This window comes from Mariniradius sediminis, from assembly GCF_021491425.1.
Taxonomy (GTDB): domain Bacteria; phylum Bacteroidota; class Bacteroidia; order Cytophagales; family Cyclobacteriaceae; genus Mariniradius; species Mariniradius saccharolyticus.
The window spans coordinates 179056-200051 of record NZ_JAKEVZ010000003.1 but is presented as its reverse complement, the minus strand read 5'-3'; the positions used below and the strand labels follow the sequence as shown (position 1 = coordinate 200051).

Here is a 20996-nt window from a genome sequence, read left to right as displayed (position 1 = left end):
TTATGATCCAATCGCTCACGCCCCGACAGATTACCGATATTGTCCAAGGGCAATTGCTCGGACCCTCAGAGGACGCGCTTATATCGATGGTATCCATCGATTCGAGGAACATTCTGCAGCCAGAGTCCACGCTTTTTGTGGCACTCAAAGGCGCCAAATTTGACGGTCACACGTTCGTGCCTTCTTTGTTGGATTTGGGAGTGAGCTGTTTTTTGGTGAAAAATGACTTCCCCGACGCTGCGTCTATGTCCCATCGGGCAAGTTTCATCCTGGTTGACAATACGCATGCCGCACTCCACCAACTGGCGGCATACCAGCGCAGTCTGTTTAAAAACCCCCTCGTCGGCATCACCGGGAGCAACGGCAAGACCATCGTAAAGGAATGGCTGGGGCAGGTTTTGGGAAGAAAATTCCCCGTCGCCAAAAGCCCCAAGAGCTACAATAGTCAAGTCGGCGTACCACTTTCCGTGTTTGGCATCCACGCCACCGACAAAGCCGCCATCATGGAAGCCGGTATCTCCAAACAGGGAGAAATGTCCAAATTGGAAGCGATCCTCAAACCCGAAATCGGGATTTTCACCAATATCGGTACCGCCCACGAGGAAGGTTTTCCCTCGATGGAAGAAAAACTGAAGGAAAAAGCGCTGCTGTTTGACCACAGTAAATTTGTCATTTGCCGAAAGGAACATGCGGCGATCCACCAGCATTTATTGGACAAATTGGGAGAGGAGCGTCTGATTGTCTGGTCGGACGATGTCGGCTGCGACTATACCCTGACCGTTCGCAAGGATCCGGATCATGCCAAAATCCTGCTGATGCGGCCGGATTTGAGCATTTTTACCTTTTCGGTTCCCTTCTTGGACGAGGCATCGCTCGAAAACATTCGCCATGTAATTGTGGCCTCACTCACCTTGGGTTTGGAGCCGACAGATATCCAAGAAGGCATCAGCCACCTGAAAGCTGTGGAAATGCGGCTAACCTTGAAGCCAGGTATCAACGACTGCCTATTGATCGATGATACGTACAACAATGACTTGGCAGGGCTTAGGCTAGCATTAGACTTTATGAGCGCGCAGCGGCCCAAAGACAGGAAAGTGGTGATCCTCTCAGACATGTTGCAGGTGGGAAAGCCCCAGGAGGTTTACCAAAAAATCGCCGAGCTCCTCCAATACCACCGGGTTGACTTTCTGGTGGCGGTTGGACAGCATATTCGACAGGCACTTTCCCATTTTCAAGGCGAATCGCGCCATTTTGCGGACACCAAGTCATTGGTTGCCGGTATCTCCGAGCTCAATTTCGAAAACGACCTGATCCTCATCACGGGTGCAAGGGAATTCCGCTTCGAGCAAATCGTCGATCGGCTGCAGCAGCGGATACATGGTACCACTCTGGAGATCAACCTCAATGCGCTGACCCACAATTACAATTTTTACAAATCAAAAATCCTACCCCATACCAAGATCATGGTGATGGTCAAGGCTTTCGCCTATGGAGGTGGGGCCGCCGAGATCGCCAATCATCTACAGCAAATGGGGGCCGACTACCTCGCCGTCGCCTACACCGATGAAGGCGTCGCACTTCGGGAAGCAGGTATCAAGCTGCCGATTATGGTACTCAATCCGGTACAGGAGTCCTTCATCCACCTGCAGCAGTTCCACTTGGAACCTGTCGTTTACAGCCTGGATTTTTTCAAACAACTGGGAAAATACTGTCGCCACCAAGGCACCGACATGCATATCCACCTCGACTTTGACACGGGCATGCACCGCCTTGGTTTCGAAATGGAGCATTTGCAGGATTTGAAAACGCTGATCATTGATTTTCCCGAACTGAGAATAGCCAGTATGTACACCCACCTCGTAGGTGCCGACGAGGAGGCCCACCATGAATTCTCGATCCGACAATTGGAGGATTTCCTGAAAATGTGCGCCACCTTGGAATCAGCACTCGGCTACCGCCCACTCCGCCACGCACTCAACTCAGCGGGCATCGTCAGGTACCCCGAATACCAAATGGACATGGTGCGCTTGGGAATCGGGCTCTACGGCGTAGAGGTCAGCGGACTATATGAGGGACACTTGAAACCAATCAGCAGCCTGAAAACCACTGTCTCCCAAGTAAAACACCTAAAAGCAGGAGAAACCATTGGCTACAGCAGAAAGGGGAAAATGGACAAGGACGGCCAAATCGCCACCATCGCAATCGGCTATGCGGACGGTTATGACAGACGGTTCAGCAATGGCAGGGGCTTCGTGCTCATCCATGGACACCGTGCACCCGTGATCGGCAATGTCTGCATGGATATGACCATGCTGGACGTGACGGGCTTGGAGGTGCGTGAAGGCGATGAAGTTTTGATCTATGGACCCGGCATTTCTCTGAAGGAACTCGCCGAACGCATCGGGACCATTCCCTATGAACTGCTAACCAATATCAGCAGCCGGGTGAAGCGGGTGTATTATTTGGATTAAACTGTACGATTACTTCTAGGAGATGAAATTGCCGACTTCTGACTAACTTGGATCTGATGAGATCAAAGTTTGAAACGAATTGGCAGATACATTTCCGTCTTCACCGGGTTGCCGTTTTCGACTTTGGGAGAGAAATTTTTCCGATACTTTTTCATCACCCTCAAGGCTTCATTGGCCAACGCTGGATGCACGTCTTCTGGATTCATTACTTCAATCTCGGAAATTCTTCCTTCCTCGTCCAATTGGAACGCTAGATATACCATGCCCTCGGCTCGGTCGGACCGCGCTTCAGAGGGGTAATTCAGGTTACTACCCAAGAAGTTGTCCCAGGCCTCCGGCCCGCCAACAATGGAAGCCTCCCGAAAGAGCCCGAGGTCTAAAGGATTGCCCGAGTTATCCCATCTTTTTTCCTCAACCAGTTGCCAATTCGCAGTTCTTTTGAAAGCCGCAAGTATCCCATTAGAATGAAACACAGAATCAACAGTAGACTTACTGGAATTATCTACTCGATAAACTCTGATAACGGCCCGGGAATTTTGATCAAAATCCTTTAACGAATATTGTAATACATTCCCTTTTTTCCCAAGATACTCGACCTTCTCTTGTACCAAAACACTGTCCAAGTTATAAGTCTTCGCAACTCGAATATTTGATTTGCTTTCCTCCGTAGTTTGAAAATAACGCGGCTCATACTTTGTTACATCCTTAATCGGACGCTTGTACTTGTTTAGAAAAATAGTTCCCTGGGCAAAGCAGACCTGATGAAATATGCCAATAGAAAACAAAAGCATCAAAAGAAGATAAGACCGTTGATTTTTCATTTGAAGGGTTTTGATTACGATGTGATTATTGCGGAGGAGAAATTTTGATCAATTGCTAACCCTCACTTTTTCTTCTTCACCGGCTTGCATTCTTTGCAAAAGTCAGGGTACTGCTCGAGCTCGAGAAGCACTTCCTTGTGCATGCGATCGAGCGCTTCCCGGTTCATCCCGAGATCGGCTTCTTCCATGGATTGGGTGCTCCTATCGTTCCAATCCTTATTCACGCTTTCAAAGAAGGCCCCGAGCTTGTTGGGGTCTGAAAAAGCTTCCTTTTCGTCGTAGATCTTTTTTCTGAACTTGCGCGCATACAACTCCGCCAAATCAAACTGAAAATCCGCCATGGCGACCATATTGTTGGCCATTTCCAAATTGGGGGCCTTGATGGTCGAGGCCGTTGGCTGAAATACGACGGTGACCTTTGAGTTAAAGTTTTTGGTAAACATGTACTCGTAGTTACTCATCGCGTAGTTGAAATCCATTTTGATCCCGGCGCCAAGGTAATAGGAGCTAAGGGAGGGGTCGATCTTGGTACCCTTGGATTTGAAGTCTTCCAAGGTGACTTCGTATTCGGGTGTCCACTCGATGGATTCTTGGGAAAATGCTTCAAAACACAAAAACACGACAAAACAGGTAAGTAGTAATTTACGCATAAGGATATAGATTAGGCGTCGAAAAATATCCAAAAAATCCCGACCAAGAACAGAACATCGAAAAATAATTTAGACATCTGACTATTTTGTTTTCTGATCCGACGATGAATCCCTTGGTCTAACCGTGGGGTGAAATCAAGCTTTGAACCGAGGAGGAATAGGTACTATCATCCGGACCGAAATGACCCCTGCCGAAAAAATTGTCAACAAGCCAACCGCCCAAATGGAGACAGTCATCCCAAAAGCATCCGCAAGAAATCCCGTCAATATTGCTCCGATGGCGTAACCCAAATCCCGCCAAAGCCTGAAAATTCCGATGCTGTTGGCCCGATCTCCGGGGTGGGTATTTTCAGCCACAGTTGCCAAAAATGTCGGATAAACCAAGGCCGTCCCGAATCCCAAAACAGCAGATAAAACAACGTATCCCCACAGATCCCTGGCAAACACAAACAAAAGCAACGCCACACCTTGCAGCAACATTCCCCAAAACAGAAGCCACTTTTTCGGAAAAACGTCCGCTAACAATCCGGTAAACAACTGTCCTATTCCCCAAACCGCCGGATACACCGCGGTAACAATTCCTATCTGCGCCAAATCGAAGCCTTTGCCGGACAAAAGAATGGGGAAAATCCCCCAAATCATGCCGTCATTCAGGTTATTTACCAAGCCCGCCTGTGTCACAGCCCCAAGGTTGGGATGCCGCCAGGAAGTTTCCCAAAATTGTTTTCGAAGACGGGGAATGGAAGAGAATTCTTGTTCCTTTGCGACATGGTGCTTGGTGTCCTTTACCAGGAAAATTGACCCCAACAAACCCAATCCCGCCAGCCCAATTCCGATATAGAAAGGGTAAGGTCTAAGTCCATAGGCCGAGGCTATATAGCCTGTCAAAAACGCCACCACAGCGACTGCCAAGTAGCCAGCAAACTCGTTGAGGCCCATCGCAAAGCCTCGCTGCTTTTCGCCGACCAAGTCAATCTTCATGACCACGGTGCTACTCCAAGCCAAACCTTGGTTGATGCCAAGCAGCACATTAGCCGCTACAATCCAATTCCAATCAGGGGCAAACATCAGGATCCAAGGAACTGGCAGGCCAAACAGCCAGCCCAAAACCAGCAGGTTTTTTCTCCCCACCCGATTGGCAAAAGCACCAGCAAAGTAATTTGTCAGCGCTTTGACGATACCAAAAACGAAAATAAAGGAGAGAATCGCCGTTTTTGCGGCAATGCCAAACTCCACCTCCGCGATTTGGGGTAGAATGCTCCGCTCGAGCCCGACCATCCCGCCCACAAAAGCATTGACGATGACCAACAGGCTGAATTGCCTCCAATTTTCCTTGAGGCCAAGGTGGACGTTTTGCATAATGCAAAAATAGAACGACCCTAACGGCAGGTAAGTGATGATTATTACAAGAATATCATCGCAATGGGACTAGCAAGAGATTTCAACCAATACTTCCCCAAATTCAGTTGCTAAACAACATATTCCTTGATTTCTTCCATAGGCGGATCAAGGATTTTTCCCATTTTGCCCTATCTTGGGTCTTAGCTAATCTTAACGCACTCCACCAAAAAACATGCAATTCAGAACCCTTGGCAAAACCGGATTAAATGTCTCCGTACTCGGCTTTGGCGCATCCCCGATGGGAAATGTCTTTGATCCAGTGGATGAAAATGAAGCCGTCAGCTCGGTGCACAAGGCCATCGATCGGGGCATTAATTTTTTCGATGTTTCGCCTTTTTACGGATTGACGCTTGCAGAGTCCAGACTCGGAAAGGCACTCGAAGGCAGGCGGCAGGGAATTATCCTCGCCAGCAAGTGCGGCAGGTATGGATTGCAGGATTTTGATTTTTCCAGAAAAAAAATCCTCGCGAGCATCGATGAATCCTTGATGCGGCTGAAGACGGATTACCTGGATTTGTTCCAACTGCATGACATCGAGTTTGTGGACAAGCAGATTATCATAGAAGAAGCAGTGCCTGCAATAAAGGAAGTAGTCCAATCCGGAAAAGCGCGGTTTTGGGGAATCACAGGACTTCCCGTCCGGTATCTGGCGCATATAGCACGGGAGACCCAGCCCGATACGGTCTTGTCGTGGGCCCATTACAACCTGCTTGAGGACCAGATTAATGATGAACTGATACCGCTTTCCAAGGAACAAGGTTTCGGCTTGATGAATGCCGCACCACTGCTGCAGCGGATTCTTTCTGAGGAGAGATTACCCCCGTGGCACCGTTCGCCGGAAGCCGTCAAGGCCACGCAGCCAAAATTGTCGGCGCTTTGTAAACGATATGGTCTGCGTCTGAGTGATGTCGCTATTCGCTATGCCGTCGACCATAAAGCGATCGCTACGACGATCGTGGGCATGTGCGAAACTCATATTGTTGACAAGAACATCGATGCTTTGGAAGTAAAAATTCCAAGCGAGCTTATGCTGGAGATCCAGCAACTCGTCGCCCCGGTCAAAAACCAGATGTGGTATGAAGGAAGGCCTGAAAACAATATTTGATCGAGACGAAGCTGTTTGATTTCCTTCCCAAAAATGTTGATTAGAAAAAGGCAAAAACGCCCAAAATGAATTAAATGAAAGCACTGTTTCTTACCGAAGTCGGAAAAACGGAAGTCCGGGAAATCGAAAAACCTACACCCAAGGCCGGTGAAGTCCTGCTCGAGGTAGGCATGGTTGGATTTTGCGGGGGAGACTTGAATGGTTTCAAAGGCCTTTTCCCGCTGCAGGAATACCCCAATGTCCTAGGACATGAAGTTGGAGCCACGATCGTGGAAATTGGCGCTGATGTCCCCTCCGAGGTTCGTCCTGGAGAAAAAGTAACGCTTTACCCCTATCTCGCCTGCGGGACATGTGTCGCCTGTCGCAAAGGTCGGCCCAATGCCTGCAAATTCAACAAGACGATGGGTGTCCGCCGTCCAGGAGCGATGACCCGGTATGTCACGGCACCTTGGCAGGATGTTTTTCCCTCCAAGAAACTCAGTCTCCGCGAACTCGCCTTGGTGGAGCCGCTGACGGTGGGTTTCCATGCAGTGAGCCGCGGACGGGTAAGTGCAGAGGACCGCGTTGCCGTGATCGGCTGCGGAATTGTGGGCCTGGGCGCTGTTGCATCTGCGGTGAATAAAGGTGCCAAAGTGATTGCCATCGATGTCGACGATTCCAAGCTGGAGATTGCGCGCAAAATCGGTGTGGCGCATACGATCAATCCGTCCGAAGTAGATTTACATCAGGCGCTGCAGGAAATTACCGCAGGGGACGGGCCGGATGTAATCATCGAAGCAGTCGGCAGTCCGGCTACCTACCAAGCAGCTGTGGAGGAAGTGGCGTTTCTCGGTCGGGTAGTTTGCATCGGCTATGCAAAGGCGCCGGTTTCCTTCAATACATCTTTGTTTGTCCAAAAGGAAATCGAAATCCTCGGCTCGCGCAATTGTGTGGGCAGGACGGATTTCCCGGAAGTGATTTCCTATCTGGAAGCAGGGAAATTTCCAGTAGATGCCGTAGTCAGCAAAGTCATCTCTATCGACCAAGGGCCTGAAACGATGGCGGCTTGGGCGGCAAATCCGCAGGGAATCATCAAAATCATGCTTAATCTCGAAGACCAATGATCAAATCCGCTGTCACCATAGCCTTGGTCCCGCAGATCAAAACCGGGCCTTGGATTTTTTGGAATGATCTGGAAATGGGCATGAAGCAAGCGTCAGAGTTGGGATTTGATGGCGTGGAGCTGTTTACGGCTTCTGCAGACAGCATCGATCCCAGTGAACTGGAAAAACTTCTGGCAAAACACAGACTCAGCTTGGCTGCCGTAGGCACCGGTGCGGGTAAGGTGCTGCATGGCTTGACATTGACAGACCCTGATACGACAATGCGCGCCAAGGCGCAGGCCTTCGTTTCGGATATGATCGCTTTCGGCGCAAGGTTCGGAGCACCCGCGATCATTGGCTCTATGCAAGGCAATGTCCAGCCGGGGGCGGATCGGCAGCAGACCGTCGAATGGTTCAGAGAGAGTCTTGAAATCCTATCAGACAAAGCGTCATCCCTTGGCGTTCATTTGATCTATGAACCGCTGAACCGCTATGAAAGCAACCTTTTCAATACCTTGGAAAGCAGTGTGTCACTGTTGGCATCATTGAAACCCAATCAAGTCAAACTCTTGGCGGATCTTTTCCATATGAACATTGAGGAAACAGCGTTGGCACAAAGCATTCAGGAATTCGGAAAGTATATAGGTCATGTGCATTTTGCAGATTCGAACCGAAAACCGATGGGGTTCGGCCATACGGATATGGCACCAATTGCCGAGGCTTTGAAGGAAATCGGCTACCAAGGTTACATTTCCGCGGAAGCCTTTCCCTGGCCGGATTCGAACGCAGCAGCAACGCGCACGATCCATGAATTCCAAAAACACTTCCGACAATAACATTAGTTCAAAAAATACCCCCTGGTACCAACTTCCATTCTTCCAAACACCCTAACCTCCAAACGATGAAACGCTTTTGCCTCGCCCTTGACCTGATCGACAATCCAGACTCTATCCGGGAATATGAAAAATACCATGCGCCGGGTGCCGCTTGGCCGGAAGTGACGCAGTATGATATTGACTGTGGTATCCTGAATATAGAGATTTTCAGGACCGGCAACCGGATGTTTATGATACTGGAAACCGTGGATGATTTTTCCTTTGAGCAGAAAGCCAAGATGGACGCTGCCAACCCCGTAATTGCCAAATGGGAAGCGCTGATGTGGGGCTTTCAGCAGCCACTTCCCTGGGCAAAACCCGGAGAAAAATGGGTTTTAATGGACCGGATTTTTAAGTCGGGGCTGTGAGGTCCAGATAGAAAAAAAGCCCTCCGGTTATCAGAGGGCTTTCAAGTCATTTTTTCAAGGTGAACTCCGGCAAAGGAATAATCTTTCCACCAGCCATCGCAGACTCATGTGCCAAAATACCCACGCAGGTGATGTTGGCGGATTGGCGGTGGTCCGGATAAGGTGATTTCTTTTCTGCCAATGCTGTCAAAAACGCATGAGCCAAATGGGGATGCGAACCGCCATGACCAGCGCCTTGGATGAAGGATAGGTGTTGGTTGTCATCGGAATCATATACGCCCGCGGTCGTAAAGGAAGCAATTTCCTTAGGCAAAAGGTGCGCATAGTCAGGTACCTCCACCAAGGAAGGCTCTTCCCCGGTATGGATAACATGCGGCTTGTGCTCGATCAGAGTCCATTCGAAGGATTTCTTGGAACCATACACATCGAAGCTTTCCCGATACTGTCGCGCGGTATTGAAAAGCGAACGGGTCACTTCGGCAGATAAATCCGAATCCTTCAATTTGATATGGCAGGTTTCGATGGCGAAGGGAGAACCGTATTTTGGAATCAGGTTTTCATCGATCCTTCCCGAACCAAAGCAGGAAACGTACTCGGCCTGTGCGCCCGGCAAAGCCAAAACCGGCCCCACACAGTGCGTAGCATAGTGCATCGGCGGCAGCCCTTCCCAGTAGCCCGGCCAGCCCGCCATTTCCTGCTGATGGCTTGCGCGGAGAAACTGGATTTTTCCCAACTCCCCTTTCTCATACATTTCCTTGACAAACAAGAATTCGCGGGAATAGACGACTGTCTCCATCATCATGTACGTCAGGCCAGTTTCCTCGCATGCCTCCACGATTTGGCGGCATTCCTCCACCGTGGTTGCCATGGGCACGGTACAGGCCACGTGCTTCCCAGCCCTCAGGGCTTTCAAAGATTGCTCCGCGTGTGACTGAATCGGCGTGTTGATGTGGACGGCATCGATGTTGGGATCCTTGAGCAATTCATCATAGTCCGTGTACCTGACTGCCACGCCGAACGCATCCCCGATTTCGTTGAGCTTTTGTTCATTCCTTTGGCAGATCGCATACATATTGGCGAGGGGGTGCTTCTGATAGATGGGGATAAATTCCGCCCCAAAGCCCAGTCCGATGATAGCGATATTGATTTTCTTTTGGGTCATGATGGTAGAGTTAGAAAGTTGATAGTTAATTGGTTATTGCAGTGTTCCGAGTCGAAAGTCCATAGTAAATAGACCATGGAAGGTGGTGGGTAGAGCAAATCGTAATTCATTATTCGGCGTTCGTCATTCGATATTGATTGATGAGGGGTCAAAAACATTAAACTCCGATTTTCGAATCATGAAGTCTCCTCAGGTTCCAAAGCCATTCGGCATATATCATTCATCATTTTACATTCTTAAATCCTCCCCGCCCACTCTTTCAAAAACTTCAGGCCTTGTTCGGCAAATCCATCTTGGCTTGGGGCAAGCGGCTTCCAAATACAAACGGCTCCTGCCAGTTCCTGCACGTTAGGAGTGAAGCTTTCGATCGAAACCACGCCTCGGTACCCGACCGCTTCCAAGCCACGCCTGAACGATTCCCAGTTGGTTTGCCCTGTTCCGGGAATACCGCGATGATTTTCCGAGACTTGGACGTGAATAAGTTTATCACCCACGGTTCTCACCGCTTCCTCGAGATTGGCCTCTTCGATGCTCAAGTGGAAGCCATCCAATAGCACCTTGGCTGCCGGATGGTTGATATCTGCCACCATTTTCATCAAGTCTTTGGCAGTATTGACAAGATCGGTCTCAAAGCGGTTCAGCGTCTCCAAAGCGATCTCTTGGCCAAAACTTTCCGCCATTTGACAAACCTTGTACAAGTTGTTGACAGCACGGTCCCATTCGATTTTCCTTTGTTCGTCGGAAACCAAACGGGCCTTGCCGACAGCCGAATACATTGGGCCCGCCACAAAACGAGCCCCCAAGACGGCGCTGATCTCGAAACAGGCGCGCAGGTAATCAAAACAAATCTGGTGGAACTTCGGGTCATCATGGGTAAGGTCCCTTGTCGGGCCAAAAGCGCCACAAATGATGGGTTTCAGTCCATTGTCCGCCAAGGCTGCCTTGACTTCCTTCACATCAACCAATGCAGGGTCTTCGACAGGAATCTCCACCGCATCGAATCCCATCTTTTTGATTTTGGGAAAAAGCTCCAGGGTTTTGGTATTGAATGGCGAGGTCCAAAGCCAGGTACTCACGCCAAAAGTTACGTCCAAAGCCATTATTCCACGATCATTTTTCCGTTCATGATTCGCCAGTGACCTGGCACAGTACAGACAAATGGATATTCGCCCGGCTGGTTTGGCGCGTAGAACATAAGCGTTTCCACGCTTTCCGGATTGACCAATTTGGAGGAAATAATGATCTCAGGCATATCAGGGATATAGTTTTTCTCCATGCCTTTGGGATCCCGCGCCATGTCGTCCGCTGCTTTTCCAACCTTCTCCAAACTGCCCGGAGTGGCAATGATCAAGTTGTGCTGCATGAAATCCTTATTTTCGAAATCCAGAATCACCGCCTGCCCGGCTTTGACCTTAAAGCTGGTAACGTTGTATTTCATTTCGTGTGGAATGACACCAACTTTCACAACCAGTGCTGTTTCACGGGAGAATTTCGGCTTGGACCCTCCGCGAATCGCCGCCACCATGTCCCCGGTATCCCATTTTGGATTCTTGAAGCTGATAGAGCTCTCGTTGGACATTCGGCCACGCAGCCAATTATCGTCTTCATAGTCGCCAACTTGGTTTTCACCATTCCAGTCGTCGCCGATCCGTATGTTCGCAGGCACAAGGTCTTCAGTGAATAATCCATTCGCCTTTTGCTTCCCGACCAATTCTCCGTCGATGTACAGGCTCATGCTTCCATCTTCCAGCAAATTGGCATACACTGAAAATAGGTTATCAGGTATTTTCTTTGGGCTCGTGATTTTGAAGGATTTGCCGTTTTGCTTGACCACCCAGCTCAGTTTGTCATCGACGACATACATGGTGTAGCCGTTGGTTTTGTTTCCTTGGGCGATAATTGCACCAACGAGGCCACCATTTCCTTTCGCCAATTCAGTTCGGATATGGATTTCCTTGTCCTTGACATCCGGTGGGAAAGCAATCGGTGCCCTCCTATCCAAGTTGTATTCTTCCTCCACGAAGCTCTTGGCAATTCTGTCTGTCAAGGTGTAAAGCGTGTCGGCTTTTTCTCCCTGCAAGAGCGTCATGATGTTGGATTCAAAATACGCAGGATGTGCCAATACGCCCGCAAAGATCACCTGTGGAAGATATTTGTCCTTGGCATTTTCCTCGTCCAAACTCGCACGGTAGAGGAAATTGCCGACGTTGGGATCTTCAGGAACATGTACAAGTGCCTGGAATGCTGCTTTTCTTACATTGAAATCAGCATCCTCAAAAAGCTTGGCCGCTTGAAGTTTTGTGAAAAGATTGGTATCCTTGGGCAATACCATAATCGCATTTCTCCTTACGGAAGCTGACGGATGGCTGAGCGCTTTGGTAACAACTTGCAAAGCATTGGCATCACTTCCATCCAACAGCCCAAGGCCATGAAGTGTCCATAGGGCGTGCACTGCAGGTGCATTGAGACCAATTTCATCCACAGAACGATCACCGACCAATTTATACAGGTCTCCGGCAATGTCCTTGTTTTGCTTTTCGACGATCAGCCGCTGGGCGGTAATCCTCCAAAACATGTTGTCGCTCTTCAGCCCTTTGATCAAGTCCTTATTGGAATTTGGATCAATTTGGAGGGTTTTGTAATCGTCATTACCCTTGTAGACAATCCTGTAAATGCGGCCATGCTTGTTGTCCCGCAGGGGATTGATGTAGGCATTTCCAGCTCCATTTTCAAATCCCCGCGGCGTAGGATTGTGTTGGATGATAAAATTGTACCAGTCCGCAACCCACAATGCCCCGTCAGGGCCGACTTCGGCATGAACCGGCGAGAACCATTCATCTGAGCTAGCAAGGATGTTGAAACCATTTTTCTCTATAAACCCTGAACCGTCCTTTTCGATGATTGCGTTGTGCAGTACTCTGCCGGTTGGCTCTGCTACGAAAGCGATGCGGTTCCAGTATTTTTTCGGGAAATTTCGAGCCGTGTAAAAATTGTGTCCTGCCGCCGCAGTATAGCCACCATGGTAATCTACCTGACGCAGGGCCGGCGTCAAGTGAGGCATATCTGAGTGGGTTTCGATACCAAACACCGTATTGTTGACGCCACCGGAGATCGGCCGTTTGACAAACTCCCTCGTCATCGCCATATAGGCGCTGTGCTGACCGTTTGCTGTCGAGATGAAAACGTTGAAATCTTCAGAAAATCCTAGACCCCAGGTATTGTTGCTGGTCGAACCAAGGAACTCCAAGGCTGACGCATCTCTTTCAAAACGATAAACACCTTGACCGAAATTGAATTCCTCTCCTCCGACGGTACCTCTAAAACCTGCATATCCCAAAACTCCCCAAATCTTGTTATCAAATCCATATTTGAGATTGGACGGCCCGGCGTGGGTATCGCTTTTACCCCAACCTGTCATGATGACTTCACGCACATCGGCCTTGTCGTCGCCGTCTGTATCTTTCAAAAAAATGAAATCCGGTGCCATGGAAATCAAAATACCCCCATTCATGGCCATAATGCTGGTAGGGATGTTCAGCCCGTCAGCAAACACCGTGATTTTGTCAGCTTTTCCATCTCCGTCGGTATCTTCCAAAATCTTGATCCTGTCATTTCCGCCTTCTGTACGCACTTCATTGGGGTAATCTTTAGTTTCGATGACATAAAGCCTTCCTTTCTCATCCCAACACATGGCCATCGGATTTACGATATCCGGCTCGGAGGCAAACAACTGTAACTCAAAACCAACGGGAACCTGAACCAGTTTCATGGACTCCTCTGGACTCATTGGCAACTGAAACTTAGGTGCAGGGTCGCGGTTTTCGTAGTTTGGAATCTCAGCATCCCGAAATGTCGGTTGCGGGATATCGAATGAAGCTACCTGTCCGGCGACTTTATCGCCGATCGCCCAAAGAACCCCATTGGCTACCAATTGGTGGAATTGCGGCTTGGACCAAGTTCTTTCATCATGTCCATAGGCTGTGTAGAAAACACGTCCCTTACCTTGTTCACGAATCCAAGTCCATGGCTCGCGATGCCCATTTTCTTCCCGTTCCATGAGCACGGTCATATCGGGATTGATGCTTGTATGGAGATATGTCTCATCCCAAGTCTCAAAAACCTCCACGCCTGCCATAATCGGATGCTCCGGCTTGACGATATCTACTGTAAAATCCCCTGTGCCGTGGGATTTGAATTGCCCTCCGACCGCAGAGACATACCAATCGGAATTTCTGAAGCAGTAAGATGCACTGTGGATGGGAATGAAACCCTTGCCGCTTTCCACATAGGCCTTCAGCGCGGCTTCTTGGGCAGGGGTAATTTCGTCATGGTTGGCATAAATCATGATCCCATCGTACATGTTGAGCGTTTCCTCGTTGAGGTCGTTAGGATCCGAAGTGTAGGTAAAATTGATTCCTTTTGGAAAAAGCGCCCTCGCCAATATTGGCATCAGCTTTTCCGAATCGTGGTGTTTGCTGTCATGTCCCAAAAACAGGATTTCGGCCCTACGGGGACCATCACTGAGTGGCTGGAATTTTTGCTTTTGGCCGCATGACCATAAAAAGATCAGAAGAAGCAGAATAGGGGAATATGCCTTCATGGAATATCGATTTTGGGTTTACGCACATGTTGAGAAGTTAAAATTCGAAATAAAATCCCGCTTAATCTTCCTGCATTTTGATGATTTCTGACAGTATTTTGTCCAAAAAATTGTAATTGGGAAGATTTTATGATATAATCAGGCAAGTTATGAAACAAGCGCTCCAAAAATCCAGGATTCCTGAAAACAAGGCCTTCGTAGCCAAAGAACTCATCGCGCCCCATTTTGACAAGGCTTGGCATTTCCATCAGGAGTATCAGTTGTTTTTGGTTTTGGAGGGGCGGGGGACCCGCTTCATCGGGGACCAAATGAAGCCCTTTCGGGAATTTGACATGGTTTTTACGGGACCCAATCTGCCCCACCTTTGGCGCAACGATGCCGAATATTTCGAAAAGGAGAGCCTTCTTTCCACGCATGGCATCGTGGTTTATTTTGGAGAAGATTTTTTGGGAAGTTCCTACGCACAAAAAGAAGAATTTTTGGCGATCAAAAACCTTTTCGAAAAGTCCTACAGGGGATTGGAAATCACGGGTGAGACCAACCAAAAGTTGCGGCCGATGCTACGGGATTTGCCGCACAAGAGGGGTCTTGAGAGTCTACTCTTGCTACTACAAATTCTTGGAATACTTGCCGAATCGCAGGAATGCACGCCGATCACCCACGAGCATTATACCAACAACAACAAGGAGTCCGAAAAGGACCGGATGCGGAAGGTGTACGAGTTTGTGATGGAGAATTTTCAAGAGAAAATCCAGCTTTCGGAAGTCGCAGCATTGGCCAATATGACGGAAAGTGCCTTTTCGCGGTACTTCAAATCAAGGATGAACAGGACATTCTCTGAGTTTTTGATGGATGTGCGGCTGGCCCAAGCCTGCAAGCTGCTGCATGAGATGGACCGCAACATCAGCGAGATCGCCATGGAATGCGGCTTCCAAACACTTTCCCACTTCAATCGGCAGTTTAAAGAAAAAATGGGCCTTACCCCAATTCAGTACAAGAAGGATTTTTGGAGGAGTTTCGGGTGAAGGAGGAAAGTTATCACGGACTTCTCACCTTCAAAGCCCAAACTTACTCCATGGAACCACATCCGCCATGGTCCTCGATTGGAACTGGTCACCGCCATAGACGAGTATTTTTTTTGAAATGGGCTCATCAGAAATCGCTTCAAATTTCGCCAATCCATCCATCAGGTTTGATAGGATTGTTTGGGTCGCTTTGATTTCAACAATGGTCTTTTCAAAGCCTTTATCAACAATCAAGTCAATCTCGTTACCAGAGGTATCCCTCCAAAACCAAAGATCAGACAGGTCGTTTCGGTGATGCATTTGTTTCAAATAATCCGCGATCACCATATTTTCGAAAATCGCCCCTTTTAGTGGATTGGCAATGATCTGTTCGGCATTTTGGATTTTCAGCAAATGCGCCAGCAGCCCCGTATCGTAGAAATACAGCTTTGGGGTTTTGATGATTCTCTTGTTGAAATTTTTGTGATAAGGATAAAGCTGGAATGTGATATAGCTGTGTTCCAGCGCAGAAAGCCATGCTTTTGCCGTAGGCTGACTGATGCCACATTCATTGGCGAGGGAATTGAGGTTGAGCAATTGTCCCGCTCTTCCGGCACATAATGCCAGAAAGTTTTGAAAAAGCCGCATGTCCCTTACCGCGATCAGTTCGCTGACGTCCCTGTTGATATAGGTTTGTATATAGTTGCTGTAAAAGGTTTTTGAGGGGATTTCCTTGTCATAAATGGCGGGATAAAAGCCCTTTATCATTTGGTCCAGGAAGTCATTTTCCAATAAGCCCGCATGTTCTAGTTCTTGAGTATCTAAGGGAAACAACTTAAAGATCGCTACCCTCCCGGCCAAGCTTTGTGTGATCCGCTCCATGAGGTGAAAATTTTGCGATCCCGAAAGCACATAAATGCCGGTTTCCGGACTTCTCTCGTCTACCTTTCCTTGTAGGTAGGAAAAAAGCGCAGGCACTCTTTGTACTTCATCAAAAATCACATGTCGGTCATACTCGCGTAGAAATCCGTTGGGGTCCGATTCTGCGAAGCTTCTGTGGTCAGGGTTTTCAAGGCTTACGTATCTATACCCTTTGAAAAGACTTTTGAGCAATGTGGTCTTTCCAGACTGTCTTGGGCCAGTCAGCGCGATAATCGGATACTTTGGAATCAAAGCCTCGATTGCAGCTACTATATGTCTGGAAATCAACATTTTTTTTCTACAAATGTATTCCGAATTTTGAAATATCAAAAGACTAATTTTGAATTATCACAGGATTAATTTTGAAATATCACAGGATTAATTTTGAAATATCATGATAAAAATCCCTGATCTAAAACAAGAGTTTTCCCAAATGGCCCGGCCGATCAGTGAAAAATCTGGGCTTGAGACAAAAAAGAAAAGGACTTCCCTTTTGGAGAAGTCCTTGAAAGCTGCAAAGCAGCTGTACCAGGAACGGGAATCGAACCCGTACGGCCTAAGCGGCCACAAGATTTTAAGTCTTGCGTGTCTACCAGTTCCACCATCCCGGCTTCATCTATACCCTTGCGGTGTAGATGCATTCAATCTTTCGAAAACGCCTGCCGAAAGCCTGCTATTCGTTATTCGTTATTCGTTATTCGTTATTCGTTATTCGTTATTCGTTATTCGTTATTCGTTATTCGATGATAAAAATTTTGAATATCGAATGTCGAATGTCAAATCGAGAAATATTCGATCTTCCCTGAAACGACAAAGCCCTTTTTCAAGGGCTTTTTTGAGCGAGAGACGAGATTCGAACTCGCGACCCCGACCTTGGCAAGGTCGTGCTCTACCAACTGAGCTACTCTCGCTTTTTGATTGTGTTTTGACCTGACCTTATGTCCTCTCAAAATGTGTGTGCAAAGGTAAGGTATTTTTGAAATACACAAAAAGCAAGTCGAAATTTTTTTCTCTTACATGAGATCTTGCATGGTGAGTAATTTCGCCAATTCCACGGAGCTTTTGGCATTCAGCTTTTTAAGTAATTTTTTCCGGTGGACGAAAACCGTATTCACAGAGATATGCATTTTATCTGCAATCTCATTTGAATCCAATCCTTCTAAAAGCCACCTAGCAACCTCTTTTTCTTTCCTGGTCAGGTAGAGTAATGTAGTATCCAAATTCTCCTTTTTAAAGGTGATTTTTCGGCCGCTGTCTTTGGTGTAGGAAAAACTCCAATCGTATTCCTTAAGCGACTCGTTGTTGGTTATTTTGAGGCCAATATGAAGATCGAGGATATAATTCCCATCCTCATCGATGAAATACGGCTTTGCCTTTACAAAAAACCAAATCTCTTCCTTGGTGTATTTGTGAAGCCACCGTAGTGTATAGGAAGCCTCAAAAGTCCTTTTTTCCGAAAGGCTGGCTTTTTCAAATTCCCTCAGAATCCGATTGTTAAATTCCGCATGCTCTTTGGCATCTTGAGGGTGTAGGGCGGAAATGACGCCGACCAGACCATTTTGTCGCAGAAAATCTGCCGAATACCCGCTCAACTGCTCTATATTTTCGGTGAAAAAAGCCAAGCTCATGTCACGATAATCGAAACATCCCAAAATGAGCCCATCTCTCATGCCCAAGCCATCCGCAATCTTGCGAAGGTCTGCAATTAGTTGCTTTTCGCCTGGATAGGAAACAAATTCCCTCCCCTTCCAAATAGAAAAAAACTCGGAGATCTTGTTTTGCTTCTTTAATTCTTCCAAAAGACCCAACTCCATACTTATTGCTCGCTAAAAGTTTTCTGCAATTTCCAATTTGAATTTACGGAATTTTCCGAGACCTTCAATTTTCGAGTTTTTTCTTGATTTCATGCAATTTGAGTAGCGCTTCTATGGGTGAAATCGTATTGATGTCGATGTTTTTGATCATTTCCTGGGTTTCCTTGAATTTTGGATCCATGTCAAAAAGACTCAATTGGTAATTGTTTTTGGGCAATTGCTTGATTTTTTCCTGGGGTGATTTCAGAGCTTTGTCTTTTTCAAGATGAACCATAATTTCTGATGCTCTGAACACAACCGGATTGGGCATTCCAGCCATTTGGGCTACGTGGATACCGAAGCTGTGTTCGCTACCGCCTTCTTTCAATTTGCGCATAAAGATTACCTTATTTCCGACCTCCTTCACTGACACATTGAAATTTTTGACTTTTGGCAAATCCTCGGCAAGCTGGTTCAGTTCGTGGTAATGCGTCGCAAAAAGTGTCTTTGCGCGGAATTTTGGATGGTTGTGTAAGTATTCGACGATCGACCAGGCGATAGAAATCCCATCGTAGGTTGAGGTCCCGCGTCCGATTTCATCCATCAATACCAGGCTTCGGTCGGATAAGTTGTTGAGAATGCTAGCCGTCTCGGTCATTTCGACCATGAATGTGGATTCCCCTTTTGAGAGGTTATCAGAAGCTCCGACCCGGGTAAACACCTTGTCGATGATCCCAATCCGCGCATAGGATGCAGGCACAAAACTCCCCATCTGCGCCATCAGGACGATCAAGGCAGTTTGCCGCAGCAAAGCTGACTTCCCAGCCATATTCGGGCCAGTGATGATGATGATCTGTTGGTTTTCGTTGTCGAGGTAAATGTCGTTTGGCACGTAGCTCTCCCCAAGGGGAAGTTGCTTTTCGATCACCGGGTGTCGCCCATCCTTGATTTCCAAAGAATCCGTATCGGCGATCTTCGGCTTGGCATATTGATTGGCATTTGCTACCCTAGCAAAAGACAACAAGCAATCAATCGTCGCCAACACTTTGGCGTTTTGCTGTATTTGGATGACATATTCTGAGGCGTACTGAACAAGCGCGTTGAAATACCGCATCTCGATCCCTATCATGCGCTCTTCTGCGTGCAGGATTTTTTCTTCATAATCCTTGAGCTCTGGCGTGATGTACCGCTCCGCATTGACCAAAGTCTGTTTCCTGATCCATTCTGTCGGTACTTTGTCCTTGTGTGCATGGGTGACCTCGAGGTAATAGCCAAATACCTTATTATAGGCAACCTTGAGTGAGGAAATACCCGTGATTTGGACCTCCCGCTGCTGCAAGGCGATCAAGTAGTCCTTGCCTGTATTGGCCAAAGACCGGTATTCATCCAATTCCGCATCTACGCCACTTTTTATGATTCCACCTTGGTGTACCAACATCGGAGCATCTTCCTGAAGCTCTCTCTCGATTTTCTCCAACAAATATCCGCAGGGGTTGATTTGGTCGGCGAGTTTGTTCAAGGCATCGGAGTTTGCCTTCTTAAGTATCTCCTGAAGGGGAATTGTATTCTTCAGCGCCCTTTTGAGCTGATTCATTTCCCGGGGATTGATCCGGCCAACAGAAACTTTTGAGATGAGCCTTTCGAGATCGCCAATATGCTTTAAGTGGGAAAGGATTTCTTCTCCCAAATCCGAATTTTCGACAAAAAACTCGACCACCTTCAGTCTGTCTTCTATCGGTTCCCTTTCCTTTAGTGGCAGCACCATCCACTTGCGCATCATGCGGCTGCCCATAGGAGTCACTGTTTGGTCCAAAATCTGGATCAAAGGAACTCCCCCCTCTTGCTGTGGGTATACAAGCTCGAGGTTTCTGATGGTGAACTTGTCGAGCCAGACATATTTTTCCTCCGCAATTCTGGAAATGGAAGTGATATGCTTGACTTCCTTGTGTTCGGTTTCCTCCAAATAGAAAAGTATCGCACCGGCAGCCACTATTCCGTGGGTCAATGTCTCTATTCCAAAGCCCTTTAGATTTTGTGTAGAAAAATGTTTGGTGAGCCGCTCATAAGTATAATCCAACTGAAAAACCCAATCCTCACAATGAAATGTCGCATATTGATCTTTGAGCATTTCTTGCGCCCGCGTCCTGTCCGCTTTGGAATATATCAGCTCTGACGGCGAAAAGCTCTGGACAAGTTTCTCGATGTAGGCTTGTGTCCCCTCGGCGCACATAAACTCACCGGTAGACAGGTCCAAAAAAGCGATACCCAACTGTTCCTTTCCAAAATAAATCGATCCAAGGTAGTTGTTCTTCCTTTTGTCAAGTACATTATCATTGAAGGAAAGGCCGGGCGTCACGAGTTCGGTCACCCCACGTTTGACGATGCCTTTGACCTCCTTTGGGTCTTCGAGTTGATCGCAGATAGCTACACGGTTGCCCGCACGGACGAGCTTGGGCAGATAAGTATCTAAGGAATGGTGGGGAAATCCAGCCAATTCGATATGGGATGCGGCACCATTAGCCCGCTTGGTCAGGACGATGTCGAGAACTTTGCTCGCGATGACGGCATCTTCTCCAAACGTCTCATAAAAATCACCAACCCTGAAAAGCAAAAGCGCACCGGGATGCTTTGCTTTGATGGCATTATATTGTTTCATCAAAGGTGTTTCTTTCCCGTCCGCTTCCTTCACTTTGGCCATGATTCCGATTTAATTTCTTTCCTTAATTTTGGTTTCCCCTAGGCG

15 protein-coding genes and 2 tRNA genes are annotated in these 20996 nt (G+C 47.8%); 6 read left to right on the top strand and 11 right to left on the bottom strand.

Annotation, left to right across the window (positions count from 1 at the left end; genetic code table 11):
- Positions 1–2: 2 nt before the first annotated feature.
- Positions 3–2471 carry a bifunctional UDP-N-acetylmuramoyl-tripeptide:D-alanyl-D-alanine ligase/alanine racemase gene (locus L0U89_RS05385; RefSeq protein ID WP_234860593.1) on the top strand — a complete coding sequence of 823 codons (2469 nt, stop codon included), beginning with the start codon at positions 3–5 and terminating at the stop codon, positions 2469–2471.
- A 62-nt stretch (positions 2472–2533) separates the two neighbouring features.
- Here the strand turns inward: L0U89_RS05385 and L0U89_RS20590 are convergent, their stop codons facing one another.
- From L0U89_RS20590 to L0U89_RS05370, 3 genes are all read right to left on the bottom strand, one after another.
- Positions 2534–2944 (bottom strand): energy transducer TonB, encoded by a 411-nt coding sequence (locus L0U89_RS20590; protein ID WP_234860592.1) that lies wholly within the window; start codon positions 2942–2944, stop codon positions 2534–2536.
- Positions 2945–3354: 410 nt separating this feature from the next.
- Positions 3355–3942: a hypothetical protein gene (locus tag L0U89_RS05375; protein WP_234860591.1), complete on the bottom strand. Its 588-nt coding sequence runs from the start codon at positions 3940–3942 to the stop codon at positions 3355–3357.
- A gap of 135 nt (positions 3943–4077) precedes the next feature.
- The gene (locus L0U89_RS05370; protein ID WP_234860590.1) at positions 4078–5301 is read right to left on the bottom strand and encodes an MFS transporter; all 1224 of its coding nucleotides are present in this window, start codon (positions 5299–5301) and stop codon (positions 4078–4080) included.
- A 214-nt stretch (positions 5302–5515) separates the two neighbouring features.
- Between L0U89_RS05370 and L0U89_RS05365 the strand changes: the two genes are divergently transcribed.
- From L0U89_RS05365 to L0U89_RS05350, 4 genes are all read left to right on the top strand, one after another.
- Positions 5516–6448, top strand: a complete 933-nt coding sequence (locus L0U89_RS05365) for an aldo/keto reductase (RefSeq protein ID WP_234860589.1) — start codon at positions 5516–5518, stop codon at positions 6446–6448.
- 74 nt (positions 6449–6522) lie between these two features.
- Positions 6523–7551 (top strand): zinc-binding alcohol dehydrogenase family protein, encoded by a 1029-nt coding sequence (locus L0U89_RS05360; protein ID WP_234860588.1) that lies wholly within the window; start codon positions 6523–6525, stop codon positions 7549–7551.
- The gene (locus tag L0U89_RS05355) at positions 7548–8366 is read left to right on the top strand and encodes a sugar phosphate isomerase/epimerase family protein (RefSeq protein WP_234860587.1); all 819 of its coding nucleotides are present in this window, start codon (positions 7548–7550) and stop codon (positions 8364–8366) included. The genes L0U89_RS05360 and L0U89_RS05355 overlap by 4 nt, the downstream gene beginning before the upstream one ends.
- A 65-nt stretch (positions 8367–8431) precedes the next feature.
- Positions 8432–8773: an L-rhamnose mutarotase gene (locus tag L0U89_RS05350; RefSeq protein WP_234860586.1), complete on the top strand. Its 342-nt coding sequence runs from the start codon at positions 8432–8434 to the stop codon at positions 8771–8773.
- 46 nt (positions 8774–8819) lie between these two features.
- Here L0U89_RS05350 and L0U89_RS05345 read toward each other — a convergent pair whose 3' ends face one another.
- The 3 genes from L0U89_RS05345 to L0U89_RS05335 all read right to left on the bottom strand — a co-directional run bounded on the left by L0U89_RS05345 (position 8820) and on the right by L0U89_RS05335 (position 14535).
- Positions 8820–9935 (bottom strand): Gfo/Idh/MocA family protein, encoded by a 1116-nt coding sequence (locus tag L0U89_RS05345; protein WP_234860585.1) that lies wholly within the window; start codon positions 9933–9935, stop codon positions 8820–8822.
- Between the two features lie 236 nt (positions 9936–10171).
- Complete coding sequence (locus L0U89_RS05340) at positions 10172–11035, bottom strand: sugar phosphate isomerase/epimerase family protein (RefSeq protein ID WP_234860584.1); 864 nt, start codon at positions 11033–11035, stop codon at positions 10172–10174.
- A complete protein-coding gene (locus L0U89_RS05335) occupies positions 11035–14535 on the bottom strand; it encodes a PVC-type heme-binding CxxCH protein (protein ID WP_234860583.1) in 3501 nt (1166 codons plus the stop codon). Before L0U89_RS05335 ends, L0U89_RS05340 begins: the two co-directional genes overlap by 1 nt.
- Positions 14536–14684: 149 nt before the next feature.
- On the opposite strand from L0U89_RS05335, the gene L0U89_RS05330 reads away from it, so the two are divergent.
- Positions 14685–15560 (top strand): AraC family transcriptional regulator, encoded by an 876-nt coding sequence (locus L0U89_RS05330; RefSeq protein WP_234860582.1) that lies wholly within the window; start codon positions 14685–14687, stop codon positions 15558–15560.
- Between the two features lie 30 nt (positions 15561–15590).
- Here L0U89_RS05330 and L0U89_RS05325 read toward each other — a convergent pair whose 3' ends face one another.
- The 5 genes from L0U89_RS05325 to mutS all read right to left on the bottom strand — a co-directional run bounded on the left by L0U89_RS05325 (position 15591) and on the right by mutS (position 20951).
- Positions 15591–16751 carry an ATP-binding protein gene (locus L0U89_RS05325; RefSeq protein WP_234860581.1) on the bottom strand — a complete coding sequence of 387 codons (1161 nt, stop codon included), beginning with the start codon at positions 16749–16751 and terminating at the stop codon, positions 15591–15593.
- Between the two features lie 235 nt (positions 16752–16986).
- Positions 16987–17071: transfer RNA gene (locus L0U89_RS05320), tRNA-Leu, on the bottom strand.
- Between the two features lie 227 nt (positions 17072–17298).
- A tRNA-Gly gene (locus L0U89_RS05315) sits at positions 17299–17371 on the bottom strand.
- Positions 17372–17473: 102 nt separating this feature from the next.
- A complete protein-coding gene (locus L0U89_RS05310; protein ID WP_234860580.1) occupies positions 17474–18274 on the bottom strand; it encodes a helix-turn-helix domain-containing protein in 801 nt (266 codons plus the stop codon).
- Between the two features lie 64 nt (positions 18275–18338).
- On the bottom strand, positions 18339–20951 hold the full coding sequence (gene mutS, locus L0U89_RS05305; protein WP_234860579.1) for a DNA mismatch repair protein MutS: 2613 nt from the start codon (positions 20949–20951) through the stop codon (positions 18339–18341).
- Between the last annotated feature and the right edge of the window lie 45 nt (positions 20952–20996).